General features: G+C 36.0%; 18 protein-coding genes. 6 read left to right on the top strand and 12 right to left on the bottom strand.

Features of this window, described 5'->3' with window-relative positions; all coding sequences use genetic code 11:
- Positions 1-129 precede the first annotated feature (129 nt).
- Together ADJ83_RS07740 and ADJ83_RS26480 are read right to left on the bottom strand one after the other, a co-directional pair.
- Complete coding sequence (locus ADJ83_RS07740; protein ID WP_031539793.1) at positions 130-558, bottom strand: cell wall hydrolase; 429 nt, start codon at positions 556-558, stop codon at positions 130-132.
- Between the two features lie 96 nt (positions 559-654).
- On the bottom strand, positions 655-783 hold the full coding sequence (locus ADJ83_RS26480) for a hypothetical protein (RefSeq protein ID WP_268817968.1): 129 nt from the start codon (positions 781-783) through the stop codon (positions 655-657).
- Positions 784-927: 144 nt separating this feature from the next.
- Between ADJ83_RS26480 and ADJ83_RS07735 the strand changes: the two genes are divergently transcribed.
- Both ADJ83_RS07735 and ADJ83_RS24780 read left to right on the top strand, forming a co-directional pair.
- Complete coding sequence (locus ADJ83_RS07735; RefSeq protein ID WP_231512601.1) at positions 928-1,503, top strand: CBO0543 family protein; 576 nt, start codon at positions 928-930, stop codon at positions 1,501-1,503.
- Between the two features lie 74 nt (positions 1,504-1,577).
- Positions 1,578-1,724, top strand: coding sequence for a DUF4021 domain-containing protein (locus ADJ83_RS24780; protein ID WP_231512600.1), 147 nt, complete (start codon positions 1,578-1,580; stop codon positions 1,722-1,724).
- A 42-nt stretch (positions 1,725-1,766) separates the two neighbouring features.
- Here ADJ83_RS24780 and ADJ83_RS07730 read toward each other — a convergent pair whose 3' ends face one another.
- The 6 genes from ADJ83_RS07730 to ADJ83_RS07705 form a co-directional block, all read right to left on the bottom strand.
- Positions 1,767-2,243: a (2Fe-2S)-binding protein gene (locus ADJ83_RS07730; protein WP_031539790.1), complete on the bottom strand. Its 477-nt coding sequence runs from the start codon at positions 2,241-2,243 to the stop codon at positions 1,767-1,769.
- Positions 2,244-3,068 (bottom strand): FAD binding domain-containing protein, encoded by an 825-nt coding sequence (locus ADJ83_RS07725; RefSeq protein ID WP_031539789.1) that lies wholly within the window; start codon positions 3,066-3,068, stop codon positions 2,244-2,246.
- Complete coding sequence (locus tag ADJ83_RS07720) at positions 3,058-5,385, bottom strand: xanthine dehydrogenase family protein molybdopterin-binding subunit (protein ID WP_031539788.1); 2,328 nt, start codon at positions 5,383-5,385, stop codon at positions 3,058-3,060. The genes ADJ83_RS07725 and ADJ83_RS07720 overlap by 11 nt, the downstream gene beginning before the upstream one ends.
- Before the next feature lie 263 nt (positions 5,386-5,648).
- Positions 5,649-6,179 carry a YfiT family bacillithiol transferase gene (locus ADJ83_RS07715; protein ID WP_031539786.1) on the bottom strand — a complete coding sequence of 177 codons (531 nt, stop codon included), beginning with the start codon at positions 6,177-6,179 and terminating at the stop codon, positions 5,649-5,651.
- A gap of 47 nt (positions 6,180-6,226) precedes the next feature.
- Positions 6,227-7,075 carry a GNAT family N-acetyltransferase gene (locus ADJ83_RS07710; protein ID WP_031539784.1) on the bottom strand — a complete coding sequence of 283 codons (849 nt, stop codon included), beginning with the start codon at positions 7,073-7,075 and terminating at the stop codon, positions 6,227-6,229.
- Between the two features lie 47 nt (positions 7,076-7,122).
- Complete coding sequence (locus tag ADJ83_RS07705; RefSeq protein WP_031539782.1) at positions 7,123-7,704, bottom strand: TIGR00730 family Rossman fold protein; 582 nt, start codon at positions 7,702-7,704, stop codon at positions 7,123-7,125.
- A 329-nt stretch (positions 7,705-8,033) separates the two neighbouring features.
- Here ADJ83_RS07705 and ADJ83_RS25815 point away from each other — a divergent pair, with 329 nt between their 5' ends.
- The 3 genes from ADJ83_RS25815 (at position 8,034) to ADJ83_RS24770 (ending at position 8,949) form a co-directional block, all read left to right on the top strand.
- On the top strand, positions 8,034-8,189 hold the full coding sequence (locus ADJ83_RS25815; protein ID WP_192840935.1) for a hypothetical protein: 156 nt from the start codon (positions 8,034-8,036) through the stop codon (positions 8,187-8,189).
- Between the two features lie 238 nt (positions 8,190-8,427).
- On the top strand, positions 8,428-8,529 hold the full coding sequence (locus tag ADJ83_RS24775) for a YjcZ family sporulation protein (protein WP_031539781.1): 102 nt from the start codon (positions 8,428-8,430) through the stop codon (positions 8,527-8,529).
- A 312-nt stretch (positions 8,530-8,841) separates the two neighbouring features.
- A complete protein-coding gene (locus ADJ83_RS24770) occupies positions 8,842-8,949 on the top strand; it encodes a YjcZ family sporulation protein (RefSeq protein WP_081836718.1) in 108 nt (35 codons plus the stop codon).
- A 120-nt stretch (positions 8,950-9,069) separates the two neighbouring features.
- Here the strand turns inward: ADJ83_RS24770 and ADJ83_RS07695 are convergent, their stop codons facing one another.
- Positions 9,070-9,387 (bottom strand): CotD family spore coat protein, encoded by a 318-nt coding sequence (locus ADJ83_RS07695; protein WP_031539778.1) that lies wholly within the window; start codon positions 9,385-9,387, stop codon positions 9,070-9,072.
- Between the two features lie 358 nt (positions 9,388-9,745).
- Positions 9,746-9,967 (bottom strand): WYL domain-containing protein, encoded by a 222-nt coding sequence (locus ADJ83_RS07690; protein WP_031539777.1) that lies wholly within the window; start codon positions 9,965-9,967, stop codon positions 9,746-9,748.
- A gap of 194 nt (positions 9,968-10,161) precedes the next feature.
- On the opposite strand from ADJ83_RS07690, the gene ADJ83_RS07685 reads away from it, so the two are divergent.
- Positions 10,162-10,374: a hypothetical protein gene (locus ADJ83_RS07685; RefSeq protein ID WP_031539774.1), complete on the top strand. Its 213-nt coding sequence runs from the start codon at positions 10,162-10,164 to the stop codon at positions 10,372-10,374.
- A 336-nt stretch (positions 10,375-10,710) separates the two neighbouring features.
- Here ADJ83_RS07685 and ADJ83_RS07675 read toward each other — a convergent pair whose 3' ends face one another.
- Together ADJ83_RS07675 and ADJ83_RS07670 are read right to left on the bottom strand one after the other, a co-directional pair.
- The gene (locus ADJ83_RS07675) at positions 10,711-11,514 is read right to left on the bottom strand and encodes an ExeA family protein (protein ID WP_031538280.1); all 804 of its coding nucleotides are present in this window, start codon (positions 11,512-11,514) and stop codon (positions 10,711-10,713) included.
- The gene (locus ADJ83_RS07670; protein ID WP_031538279.1) at positions 11,507-12,769 is read right to left on the bottom strand and encodes a DDE-type integrase/transposase/recombinase; all 1,263 of its coding nucleotides are present in this window, start codon (positions 12,767-12,769) and stop codon (positions 11,507-11,509) included. The genes ADJ83_RS07675 and ADJ83_RS07670 overlap by 8 nt, the downstream gene beginning before the upstream one ends.
- Between the last annotated feature and the right edge of the window lie 94 nt (positions 12,770-12,863).

The following is a 12,863-nucleotide window of genomic DNA, read 5'->3' as shown; positions in this document are numbered from 1 at the left end:
ACAAAAAGGATATTTATTCTCCCACAAACATTTTACTCATACAAATGAATCGGAATTATAGCTTTTAATAAGCATACAAAAAAGGAGTCCTTTTCACTAAAGAGGACTCCTTTTAACTAATTATTCCATTTAGAATGTATTATAAACATTTTCACATTCTTCTGCTGTTGGTTCATAAAAGCAATGTAGTTTATATCTTCCTACATGTGGTTGATTATACCAGGTATTAGGACAATCACCTGGAGGACGAAAATACCATAAACTATATTTTGCTGGCCAAAAGGATTCTCCGTTTACTACTCTCCTTGCCAATCTTCGTTCACTTTCTCTTGGTCGTTGATAAAAATAGCCTTTTGTTGTTGCTTCAAATGCATGGGCTTGATAAACCATATCATTTACAGTGCGAAGACCTTTGAAATCGGAACAATCTGCTCTCATTCGATTGATCCCTACATTCCCAACTAATAACATGCCTAATTCTCCTTCTCCCTCTGCTTCTGCACGAAGAAGTCTTGCCAATAAGTCAATATCCGCATCAGTAACACGTACGACTGCCATTTAACCACCCCCTATCCTTTCATCATATTTTTCCATACCTTATCCTATTCCTATAGGGAACATTACGATGAAAAGTGACTTTGGTGATGATTTTTGTTAAAAATTGATTAGTTTTTTAAATTCTTTAAATCCAATGATATAGCTCGCTGCAATTAATCCATTAATAAACAAAATATAAAATAATCCAATGATATATACCTTGTATTTTTTCCACTTTTTCTTCATCCCATATCCCCACCTTTAATACTCTCTAACTTCCCCTCATTTGGTAAATTTATGTATACATAAAAAAACTAATAATTTTCTATTTTTGATTCATACTAATTTAATAAAATCTTCCTTTTTATTATCCATTTAGGAGGAGTAAAAGTGGTGAGATCCATGTACTTTTTTTTATTAAACTTCCCTAGTAATGTAGAAATTGATAAAGAAAAAGAAAAATTATTTCATCTATCCTTTGATCATTGGTTACAGCATGATTTATTTTCTTTTAATTGGTGGATACTTTTCCTATCAACGATTATTCCTTATTTTATTTTTTGGAAAGTAGTAGACAAAAATCGCTTTTTTGAGGTGTTTTCATATGGAATGGTTTGTGCCACTTTATGTATGCTCTTAGACATTATGGGCACAGAGATGCTCTTATGGAGCTATCCGGACAAATTACTCCCCATCATTACCCCGCTTATTCCTGCTAATTTGGTCGTAATCCCTATCACCGCCATGCTTGTATATCAATATTTTAGCACTTGGAAAAATTTTTTGTTCGCCACGTTATGCTGGTCCATCCTATTTTCCTATATTATTGAGCCTTTATTTATGCTTAGGAAAATGTTCGTATTAGGGGAAGATTGGTCCCATACAAAGTCATTTATTGGCTTTATTGTTCTAGGTATTTTCTTAAAAGCTGTTTTTGAAACAATAAAAAAGCATCTTTCTAGATAAGAATGTTCTATTTATCACATATTATTATTCATTTTCCACAAACTAAGCAATGAATCTTGAAAGGAGAGAAAATGATGAAAGATCCAAATGCGAAAGATACAAAGCAGCAAAACAAATTAGGATTGGATGCAGATGAACAAGAAATGAATGGTTTATATGGAATGGCTGAAACGATGGAAGAAGATGCGTTAAATAGCCAAAATAAGCAGCAAAAAATGTAATTTCATCCTCCTGCATACTTCGCTATGCAGGAGGTATTTTCCTTATCCGTTTCGATTAGCGATGGCTTTTAAAATCGCTTTTTCGATTTCCTCATAACTCGTACAGCGACATATATTGGATTCCAGCCATTCTTTAATCTTTTCTTTATTAGGATTAGCTTCATTAAGGAGGAGTGCATGACCATTCATAATAAATCCTGGTGTACAATAACCACATTGAAAAGCAAATTCTTCGATAAATATTTGTTGGAGGGGACTATTATTCAGTCCTTCTATCGTAATAATCTCCTTGCCTTGTGCTTCCACTGCGAGCATTAAGCAAGATTTCATCGGCATCCCCTCCATAATTATGGTGCAAGCACCACAATCTCCGTTGAAACAACCTGGCTTCGCACCTGTTAAATAGAGGTCTTCGCGCAATGTAGCAAGTAATGTTTTCGATGGAGGAATAACTACTGAATGGTTTTCCTCGTTTATCCGCAGTTTTACGATTACTAAATTTTGTCTACTTTCCGCCAATTACACTCCCTCCAATCGATCAATTATTTTTTCTAAAAGGTCAGAAAGTACAAATAATCGGTATTCATTTGAACCTTCGACATCGTTAAGGATAGGGGAAGGGAGATGGGCTAATGCTAAATCGATTCGTTCTTCTCTACTCATGCTTTGATTATTTATTATGCGCTCCACTTCAAATGCTCGAAACGGGAAAGGGCATAATCCGCTGATGGCTACTCTAATTTGACCATCCATCTTTAGTGCAGCTACTGTAATTAATGGATACCCTGTCTCCCACTGCTGTCTCACTTTTATTGCTATATATTCTTGAGTCAAATATCGTTTTTCAATAAAAGCCTGCACCAATAATTCTCCCGTCTGAAGCAATAATTTCCCCTCAAATACATGATGGATAAATTCTGTTCTAATTCCAGATTCATTTGCAAGCACCAACACACTATCTGTTAAAAGGAATGGCAGTACTGCTTCTCGATAAAAGATTTCACCACAAATATTTCCACCAACCGTAATCTTATTTCTTGCTGTTCGATCCGCAATTTCTTTACAAACCATTGTTAATAAGGGAAAATAATTGCTTTCTTCTACGTCTGTCAATGTGATACAGGAACCGATTACAAGGTATTCTTCCTCCATCTGGTGAACATTGCATGCCGCTATTTTGTTTATATCAATTGTGACATCCACATTTAATTGGTTTATTCTTCTTAGCGTAATAATTTCTGTACCGCCCGCATAATAGGCTGGATGTCTATTTTGCGATTTTGTTTCTGCATATATTTGCATTGCCTGTTCCATGGTGGAAGCTTGTTTATATTCAAATGCCATTATGTGCCTCCTTCCATTGTCTCCAAATAGCTTCTGGTGTAAGTGGGAGACTTTTCAATTCAGTGTTTATGGCATGCGAAAGGGCATTTCCTAACGCCGCCGGAATGCCAACCAACCCATGTTCCCCTGCTCCCCTTGCTCCAAATGGTGCCTCTAAGTGAGGTGTTTTTATAACATCGACTTCATATTGCGGATGTTCACCAAATCTTAAAGGTCGATAGGTTCTCAATTGGGGGTTTAGAACTCTACCGTTTTCATCAAAATAAAAAGCTTCCCTGCCTGCCCAGGCAATACCCATACTCATGGCTCCTTTTATTTGCCCAAGAGCTGCCTTGTAATTAAGGACTTCTCCTAAATCAACGACCGTAATTGCTTTTAGAATTTTGTACCGAAATGTTTTCCTATCCATTTCAATTTCGATTCCATGTGCTGCTACTGCCCATTCAGGACCAGGATTTCCTGCACCTGTTTCTGGATCTAAATTAGTTAAACCTGTCAGTGTGTAACTACCATTTGCAATGATTTGTCCGCCAATTGAATTTCCATTTGGATAGGTATATCCATACACAATGTCTTTAAATGGCACGAATTGTTTCGGGTTATCTCGTAAGAATACCGTTTCATTCGCTACATCTAAATCATCTTCTGAAACCCTTAAAACAATCGCTCCCATTTTTTTCAGTTTACGAATGGCATCATCTGCTGCAGCCATCACTGCTCTCCCTGCCATTAACGTTCCTCTACTTGCTACTGTCTTCCAATGCTCTGGTACTGTTTGTGTATCAACAGCCATACGCACATGTATTCGATCCACACTCATTTTCATTTGCTCTGCTAAAATTTGTGCTAATACCGTTTTCGTTCCTGTGCCTATTTCGACTAATCCAGACATTAGATTGATACTTCCATCTGAATTAAAGGTGAGCACTACCCCAGAACTAACTGCTGGACCGATTGTTGAGTTTTTCCAGCTACATGAGATTCCTTTTACACGGACCCTATTTTGAGAGATTGCTTCCAATTGACCGTTTTCCCACTCCATTAATTCCCTTAAGCGATCTATGCATTTTTCTACATCTCCTATTTTGCTGCTCGTTAACACTACTTGAGTCGGAGTCGTATCACCTGGATGAATGACATTGATTTTTCTGAAATATAGAGGATCCATATCTATTTTTTTCGCAAGTATATCCATCGCTCTTTCAAAAGCAAAATGGACTTCTCCATGGCTAAATCCTCTGAATGGGGCTGCATAGGGATGGTTTGTATACACACATAAAGCATCACACCAGACATGATCGATTTTATATGGTCCTGTACAATCTACTGCACCTGCTGTACTAAGATGAGGCGATTTATCTGCATATGCTCCGCCATCAAACACATATTTCAATTTTGCAGCAGTCAGCTTGCCTTCCGCTGTACATGCAAGCTGAACCGTCGCTTCTAAGCCAACATGTACTGGGGAAACCGTTAAATCTTCTTCACGCGTATTAAATACACGTACTTTTCTCCCACCAACTGCTTTTGATGCAAGGTATGCAAATATTTCTAAGTGAACAGAAGCTTTTCCACCATAACCTCCACCTACAAATGGCGTTTCTACGACTACTTTTCCTGTTTCCACCTTAAAATCTCTACTGATAATTTTTTTCACCATATAAGGTGCCTGTGAGCTTGTGATAATTCGGACGATTCCGCTTTCTCCAATTTCACACAGTGCTGCTCTTGTTTCCATAGAAGAATGATCAGATATCGGAATAGAAAAATGGGATTCAACCATCACTTCCCCTTCCTTCATTTCTGCTTGAACATCTCCTTTTCTAATCTTTGTGTGATTGATAATATTTGTTCCTTCCACAGGATAAATCCCTTCGTCTTTCTTGTAATCGAGTAAATTGTCATGAAGGCGTGGTGCATCTTTCTCTAGTGCTTGTAATGGAGAATTAACAACTGTCAGGGGCTCATATTCGATGTGAATAAGTTGGGCTGCTTTCTTTGCAATGGGGATTGTATCTGCGACAACTAAGGCAATGACTTCTCCATAATATCGAACTTTATTGACAGCAAGTGGAGGTCGATCAATTACTTCTTCTCCTATCAAAGGTAAATTATCTCCAAGGATGATTGCTCTTACCCCTTCTGTCTTTTTGGCTTCTGCTATTTCAATTGAACGAATAGTAGCATGGGCATACGAGCTTTTTACCATCTCCACATGTAATGCATCACTTGCTAAGTAATCTGCTGTATATTTTGCTTTTCCTGTCACTTTTTCAAGGGATTCTTTCCGAAAAACACTTTTTCCGATATATGTCACAGTTTCCCTCCTCATTTTCATCGATAAATATTGGGATGAAGTATGTATTCTGGCCAGTAATTTAATTTCATATTTTTCGGATATTAGAAAAACAATTTAAATCTTTTCTTGCAAATCTTTATATGTATATGAGATAAGGAAATAAATTAGAAAAAATAATTTCAACCATTTTAGTTCTTTTAACTTTTACTTAGCCCCTATTTTAAACAAATAAAAAAGGAGGTACAAGATTATTTCTTATTCTCTCCTTTTTTTTACAGCAACTATTCCGTTTTCCAGTCTTTATTTTCACACAGATTCGTAATATGAGCGAGGTGATGACGACCATGCCATGCGTAATTTCCAATTAATAATCGAACAGATTGAGTACCACTTTCTGGATGTTGGAATTCCTTCTCTAATTCATTTGTCTGAAGCAGAGCTCGAAATAAATGAACCCATCTTGCATGAATATTGAAAAGCAATTGGATGGACACATTTACAGGCATGGTATAGTCGGGAAGCTGTGCCCATAGTCCTTCTTCATATGGTTTAATAATCGGCTTCTGTTCAGTTAAGGCAAGCTTTGTCCGTATATATGCGTTCATATGACTATCTGCTACATGGTGTACTACTTGACGAATTGTCCAGCCGTCTTGTCGATAGGGAGTATCTAACTGTTCCTCTGTCAATAGGGCTATTGTTTTCTCAAGTTTAGCTGGATATTCCTCTATTTCTGAAATCCATCTATGTAAAACTTCCTCTGAAATCTGTCTTTCATATTCAAATAAACCAATTGGATACCTTTCATCCACTCCCCATTTCTCCTTTCATCATACAGAAATAGTAAATTAATAGTAAGTTAGTTTTTCTTCTCAAAAAATAGCAAAATAGAATCTTTCATTGGTTCATAGCCAATATCCATGTATATCTTATTGGATGTTGGATTTGTGATATCTGTATAGAGGCTAGTAGATGAATATCCACTCTTTAACAACCGTTCTGAAAGTTCTGCAACACAATTTGTGGCATAGCCTTTTCTTCTATAAGATTCTGGCGTATACACAAAATTAATCGTTATATTATTCTTCGTAGGTCTGCTTGCATTTGCCATACTAACTAACTGATTATCTACTTCCCAGCCAGCAAGTTTCCCACCTTGAATAATCTCCTCTGCACGTATTCCTGCCTGTTCCATTTCTAACGGCTGATTAATGGACAGAGCGAAATCATAAATCCATTGTTGAATTAGCACCTGATCTCTACTTGTTATCCATCTGAAACGACCAACATTAGATGGCTTCTTTTTCACTTCTTTTAGTTGATAGATACGTTGATCCATTCCCAATACAACGTTTACTTGACGTAATGTAGCAATATGTTGAGCCAGCTCTTGTACAATTGCTTTCTCGCCAATGAAACCAGGAATTTCTTCTATATTTTCATGAATTAATTTACTTACTAACGGTAGCTCCAATGGAGTCATCCCTGGAAAAATAGAGACGATTATTTGTTTTGGATGTGTCTGAAACAGCATAAGAATTGGTTGTTCATCCTTATAAACCCCAGCCATAATGATAGGCTTAATCATCTCATTTATATTCATTAAGATTCCTAGTGGCAAGCCATTAACCGCTTCTTCTTTTTCTAAAAGTGGCAGCATCACCCGCTTGAAATCATTTACGTCATAAAACTTTTGAACAAGTAACACCACAATTCTCCTCCAAACCCCAAGTAATTTTTATGTATAAAAGAAGCTTAAGACTGACTCACCTGAATAAATGTTTTTATTCCAGGGGGAGTATAGGTCGAAAATTTATCAAGCAATTGTGCTGGATTAGAATCGATTATCGCAATGTTCCGATACTGTTCTTGTAAAAATTCCGCATTGGCCATATGATTAATTAATCCAACTAGGGGATCATAATAATGATTGATATTAAGAATCCCTAAAGGTTTTTTATGTAAACCAAGCTGTGCCCAAGTAAAGATTTCAAAAAACTCTTCCATTGTGCCCGCACCGCCTGGAAGTGTAATAAACCCATCAGCTAGCTCTGTCATTTTTGCCTTTCTTTCATGCATGGATTTTACGACAATTAATTCACTTAAATGTGGATGGGCTATTTCTTTTTCTTGAAGAAAGTCAGGGAGTACGCCAAATACCTTGCCACCCTCTTCCACCATACTATCAGCAAGAGCTCCCATTAACCCAATGCATGAACCGCCATATACAAGCTCTAAATCACGTCTCGCCAATTCTTTTCCTAGTGCAACGGCTTCTTCGATATAAATTTTAGAAGCTCCTGTACTTGAACCACAGAATACAGCAATTCTTTTCATATTGATTCCTCCATTTAACAAAATTCTGATAATTTTTTCATTACTTTTTACCTATTAGTTAGGTCTAAGTCCACTTTTTACTAGCAAATAAGTATAAGACACCGAGATTAATGGAAAAATTTTCTCCCTCCTTCTATTTTAACTGGAATCCAATACGAAAAGAAATAGTGTTTGCCTTATTTCAATCACAATTTATTGAATTTTTTTGATTCCTAGATTTAAATTGTCCAAAAATAAAATATATTTTTAAAAATAGGTTTAAGAGTTTTATCTAGCGGGTATTTGAAAGAAAAACAATATAAGTACACCTAATATCAAGGAGGATTAAAATGTCAGGAAACGTATTGTATAAAGGCAAAGTCTTTAAAATTTTATTTTGCTATGATACTGGTTATTGTGAAATTAGGGATATTTATAATGTATTTAAGGTAGAACTTGTTCATAATTCTCAATTTACCATGTTAGAAGATATTTGCACACATTAGTCATATCCTTTTAGCTTTTTGTCATTTTAAATGACAACTCATTTTTCAAAAATTATGTAAGCGTTATCCTTCTTTTTATTTCTTATGGTATTCATGCATGCCTTCATACAATGACTATAACATTTTATATACTTATTTCTTTATTTAGACCTTTTTGTACATATTATAATGAACTTGTCCACACCATCTAGTATCACTTCCATATTATATAGTAAATCTATAGTTGGAGGTGACTAGTATGTCTGAATATGGAGGCTCATTTGGAAGCAACTTTGCATTAATCGTAGTATTATTTATTTTATTAGTTATTATTGGTGCATCTTATATAGGAGGTTATTAATCTTCTGTATGAAAGTGTCTCAAAATGTTGGTACTCATTGACAGATTATCTATTACTATTTAATAGATAGTGTCCTTGAAATTCCTTAATTTGAGGCACTTTTTCTATTTACTTTCCATTAAGCTGTTTTCGAAAAAGATTGTCCCCCTGTCTCCAATTTAATATATATTATCATTACACCAACCGTAAGCCATTTATGTTCAAAAGTCTCTAATCAAATAGCCTTTTATTCTCCTCGTTAGTTACTTGTCCATTCCCTTTCAATCTTTCGTACATAAGATATGGTGTAACATGTAGAAGGAGGTGGCATATATGTCAGACTGTTATAGCGGTGGAGGTTACAACAATAACTTTGCTTTATTAGTTGTGTTATTCATTTTGTTAATCATCATTGGCGCTTCCTATTGGGGAGGATATTAATCTCGTTAAAAGAAGGCACTTTTGTGCTTTCTTTTTTTCATAAAATATCATCCTTTTAATTATACATATAGCATACGAAAAGGTACCCTGGTTTATTGGGGTACCTTTTCTTTCATAGTATTAGAAGAAGTTTCTTCTCGGTCTGCAATTATTTGGATTATTTACATCAGTACCACAATCGAAGTCTTCAACAACTGTTTCGTTCACTTGTCTTTCTGTTACTGGAAAATAATTTTCATTACGAATTACCGTTCTATTTACATTAATTACTTCTGTTGGGTGAATATTACGAATTCTTTTTTCATTTGTTGTTGTTCGAACAACTGTTTGAGTAGGATGAACGATATCTCTCACTGGAGAAACGCAATTTCGACATTTTTTCCCATGATTATTATTACTAGAACCTAACACATTATTATTATTATTATGGCGACCCATTTCTTTCGCTCCTTTCTATTATCAATTTCACTTACAATATATTGTATGAAAGGAAAAAGAGCTTGTCCGAGCTTTTACACTAATCTTTATTAAAATATGCTGAAGGACTAAGAGGAATGTCTAGCGGCACAGAAGTGGAATATTATTTTTCTAGATTTACACATAGAAAGATGTTTAATAAATAATTCTAACTAGCGCATAAGAAACCTTACTAAATTGCTGATTTTCTTACATTTTATTTAGGAATACTTCACCTTTTACATTAACATCTTTCTATTAATGCCTATATCTTTTTAAGAATAGAAGTTCTTATAAATCGGGATTAATAAACAGCTCTTCTCCAAAAAGAAAAGCTTTTTTATGCAAACAATTTAAATGACTTCGATTTAAAGGAGACAGCTAGGATGGAATCCACTTTAAAAATGCGTGGCTGCTTCTTTTTTAAACAATACGCCTTAATGTATGTGTCTGTTACTGCATACACAAGAACCGTTCGTTGGGATATAGAGTCATCTTTTTTCACATAAACAATCTCTATAGGTCTTTTTTCTTTCCACGCTTTATCTAATTGTTTTATCATCCTAAGCTCCCTCCTTTAAAACACATTATATAAGAACATTTGTTCGAAAACAAGTTTTTTTCGAACGAATGTTCTTATAATTACAGAAAAGGATTACCTTTTATCTCCCTATGCAAGTCCTTTTCTAAACTGAAAAAATTATTTGTAATTAGACTACCTCTAATTATAATAGCTTTAATTAGGAGGTGTATCCATTGATTAAATTATTTAGAAAACGATGGATGCTTTTTGAACAAGTGGTGAAATCGTATAAGCCCTTTGTAACGGTTGAGTATGGTGTTATTCCAGTTCCTGTTGATGATATAATCGGGCTATCCTTACCAGTTAGCAAAATTAGAAATAGTGTAAACGAGCACAATATTTCAGATACTCTTTTCCACATTAATCCGGGAGGAAATCTGAAATAATGTGCTATTTTTTTCACTTTATTTCGGAATGTGCAAAATCTTGTTCAAATTATTCCGTCTTAAATTCAGGAAAAGAAAACCCCTAAAAAGGGGCATCAACTGGCATATAATCCTGTTTTTTTATTCGAATTTTGTACACCTCGTAAGTGTGGAGTACAAACCTTACTTCGTGTTCCAGAGTTACGAACCAATCAAAATCTTTCTCCAAGTATGCATGGAGATACCTGTTTTGGACCCGTATCTCAAATGCATAACCCTGGTCTATCCAGTGGGGCTGATGTCCTAACCATACTCTCCATTCTTGAAGATGGTGGTCAAATACTAATATTCCACGCCTCATGATAAGCCATTATCCTCTATAGCTAACCTGACAATTTCCTCATCAATCAGTTCTTTCTTTAGTTGAGAGCCAAATAATAAACTGTTAATCGTTAATGTATTAATAACCCGTGGCCAACCTTGAGACCGTGATGCGATAGCTTCTACCGCGGTTTCTGTAAAGATGGTCATCTTCGCTCCTGCTAACTTCATATGATGATGAATATAATGGGAAACTTCCTCTCTGGATAATGGCTGAATCTCATATTTCATAATCATTCTCTGTGATAGTGGACGATGATGATTTAATGCTAATCGAGTCTTTAAATGTGGTAAGCCAGCTAAAACTAGGATAAATGGATTGGTTGAGTCCATATGAAAGTTAAATAATAGTGCTATATCCTGCAAAAAAGCATCTTTTGCCATATGCATTTCATCTAAAATGAAAACAGGTGTGATCTTACGTTCCCCTGCCATTCGCTCAATGCCTTGTTGAATTTGCCTAAAGAGATCGACTTTACGGAACTTCGGTTCCTCCCCTAAGCCATATACTAACCCACGGTAAAAATCCATTACACCACCAGTTGAAAGGGGAAAATAGACTACGTGATATAAAGAAGGGTTTAATGACTCCTTAAAAGACCGTAAGGTAAACGTTTTTCCTGCGCCAGGATCCCCAATAAGAAGACCCATTCCCTTCGATTTCTGTAAATAATTTAATGCGTTTAAAGCCCCTTGATAATCAGTGGAAGGAAACGCATCCGAAGGGCGTATATCTTTCGAAAATGGTGCTTGAGCTAAAGAGTAAATGGATTTATACATGGTCTTGTTCCCCTTTCACTTCAGCTGTTTGAGATAATGAAAATGGCGAGCGAGCCCGTTTTACATGCGCATTATCCTTCATGGATACAGGAATTGCTTCAGCGACTTTCTTATCATCCTCAAAGATATAGACACCATTTTCGTCTAGTCTCACATCGATAGAATGACCGATAAAACGGGAAGGTACTTCGTAGAGCTCTTTATTTAACGTAATCGTCCCATCAGCCTTTACTTTCCGGTGTTCTCGTTTCAAGAAGATGGTCTCAAGAATAGACAAATCCTCCAAAAATGTTATATCCTTTAGTTGAGATTGAAACACTTCATGGGGCGTTTTACCCTCTAAAGAGGCATGAACTCTTCGGTGATAATCTTTCTCTAACCAGCTCCAGAATCGTTCATTTAACTCTTCTAGTGAATGAGCTGGATCGGCTTGTAATAACGGATAAAACCGTGTTTGAATCGTTTTAAACAACCTTTCTACCTTCCCTTTTGCACGGGGATCATACGGCTGCGTGTGAGCTAAAGTAATTCCGAGTTGGGCACAAGCATATTGAAGCGTTTCAGATCGATAGATCTTACCGTTGTCCGCATAAATGATGGTAGGTTTCCCTCTGCGAATTAAAGCCTCTTTCGTGACTACTCTTAATCCATCAAACTTCTCTGACGAGAAGAACTGTGCATACGGCACAAGACGAGAACAGTCATCAATATAGGCAATTAAAAATGTCTTTGTCTTTTTTCCATTAACGGGTACATAAGGTCCATGGGATAAATCAGCCTGCCACAACACATTCACCTTTTCGTGAGCGAACCGTTTTCTTTCTGGTATCGCCACCATTTGTTTTCCTACAAGGTTGTGTTTTTTTAATAATCGAATTATAGTAGAGTAAGATATTTGGTTTTTTTGTATCTCTCCACGCTCGATTAGTTGTTCGTAGAAAACACTAACCGGCATATGGGGAGATTTTTTTCGTATTTCAAGGACAAGATCTTGGTCATCAGGGGATAGTCTTCGAGAATTCCCTCGATCCAAGCGCTTCTTGGGCTTTAATGCTTCAAATCCATTTCTTCGATAATGAAGAAGCCACTCTTTCATTGTTTTCTCTGCAATTTTCCTTTCTCCATAATGGGGGACAGAATGAACCTTTCCCTCCATTCCATTTAAATATTCCTTCGAATCAACTTGCCCATTCAATAGGGGGGCTATTAGGCCATACCGAAATAGGGCCACTTGTTCACGCTCTTTTTCATTCATGGAATCTTCCTCCTTTTTCATAGAAGGACGACCGGTCATCCATGGTTATTATTCTACTTTTTTCGATATTTTCTGACTATGAAAAAGGTATGTG

This window comes from Bacillus sp. 522_BSPC, assembly GCF_001076885.1.
Taxonomy (GTDB): domain Bacteria; phylum Bacillota; class Bacilli; order Bacillales; family Cytobacillaceae; genus Niallia; species Niallia hominis.
This window is presented reverse-complemented; position numbering and strand designations above follow the sequence as displayed.

What these genes read in the sequence shown, in the direction of transcription:
- ADJ83_RS07725 (WP_031539789.1), bottom strand. Translation starts at nt 3,068, where the DNA reads ATGGCATTTGAATATAAACAAGCTTCCACCATGGAACAGGCAATGCAA.
- ADJ83_RS24780 (WP_231512600.1), top strand. Translation starts at nt 1,578, where the DNA reads ATGAAAGATCCAAATGCGAAAGATACAAAGCAGCAAAACAAATTAGGA.
- ADJ83_RS24770 (WP_081836718.1), top strand. Translation starts at nt 8,842, where the DNA reads ATGTCAGACTGTTATAGCGGTGGAGGTTACAACAATAACTTTGCTTTA.
- ADJ83_RS26480 (WP_268817968.1), bottom strand. Translation starts at nt 783, where the DNA reads ATGAAGAAAAAGTGGAAAAAATACAAGGTATATATCATTGGATTATTT.
- ADJ83_RS07670 (WP_031538279.1), bottom strand. Translation starts at nt 12,769, where the DNA reads ATGAATGAAAAAGAGCGTGAACAAGTGGCCCTATTTCGGTATGGCCTA.
- ADJ83_RS07695 (WP_031539778.1), bottom strand. Translation starts at nt 9,387, where the DNA reads ATGGGTCGCCATAATAATAATAATAATGTGTTAGGTTCTAGTAATAAT.
- ADJ83_RS07690 (WP_031539777.1), bottom strand. Translation starts at nt 9,967, where the DNA reads ATGATAAAACAATTAGATAAAGCGTGGAAAGAAAAAAGACCTATAGAG.
- ADJ83_RS25815 (WP_192840935.1), top strand. Translation starts at nt 8,034, where the DNA reads ATGTCAGGAAACGTATTGTATAAAGGCAAAGTCTTTAAAATTTTATTT.
- ADJ83_RS24775 (WP_031539781.1), top strand. Translation starts at nt 8,428, where the DNA reads ATGTCTGAATATGGAGGCTCATTTGGAAGCAACTTTGCATTAATCGTA.
- ADJ83_RS07740 (WP_031539793.1), bottom strand. Translation starts at nt 558, where the DNA reads ATGGCAGTCGTACGTGTTACTGATGCGGATATTGACTTATTGGCAAGA.
- ADJ83_RS07705 (WP_031539782.1), bottom strand. Translation starts at nt 7,704, where the DNA reads ATGAAAAGAATTGCTGTATTCTGTGGTTCAAGTACAGGAGCTTCTAAA.
- ADJ83_RS07675 (WP_031538280.1), bottom strand. Translation starts at nt 11,514, where the DNA reads ATGTATAAATCCATTTACTCTTTAGCTCAAGCACCATTTTCGAAAGAT.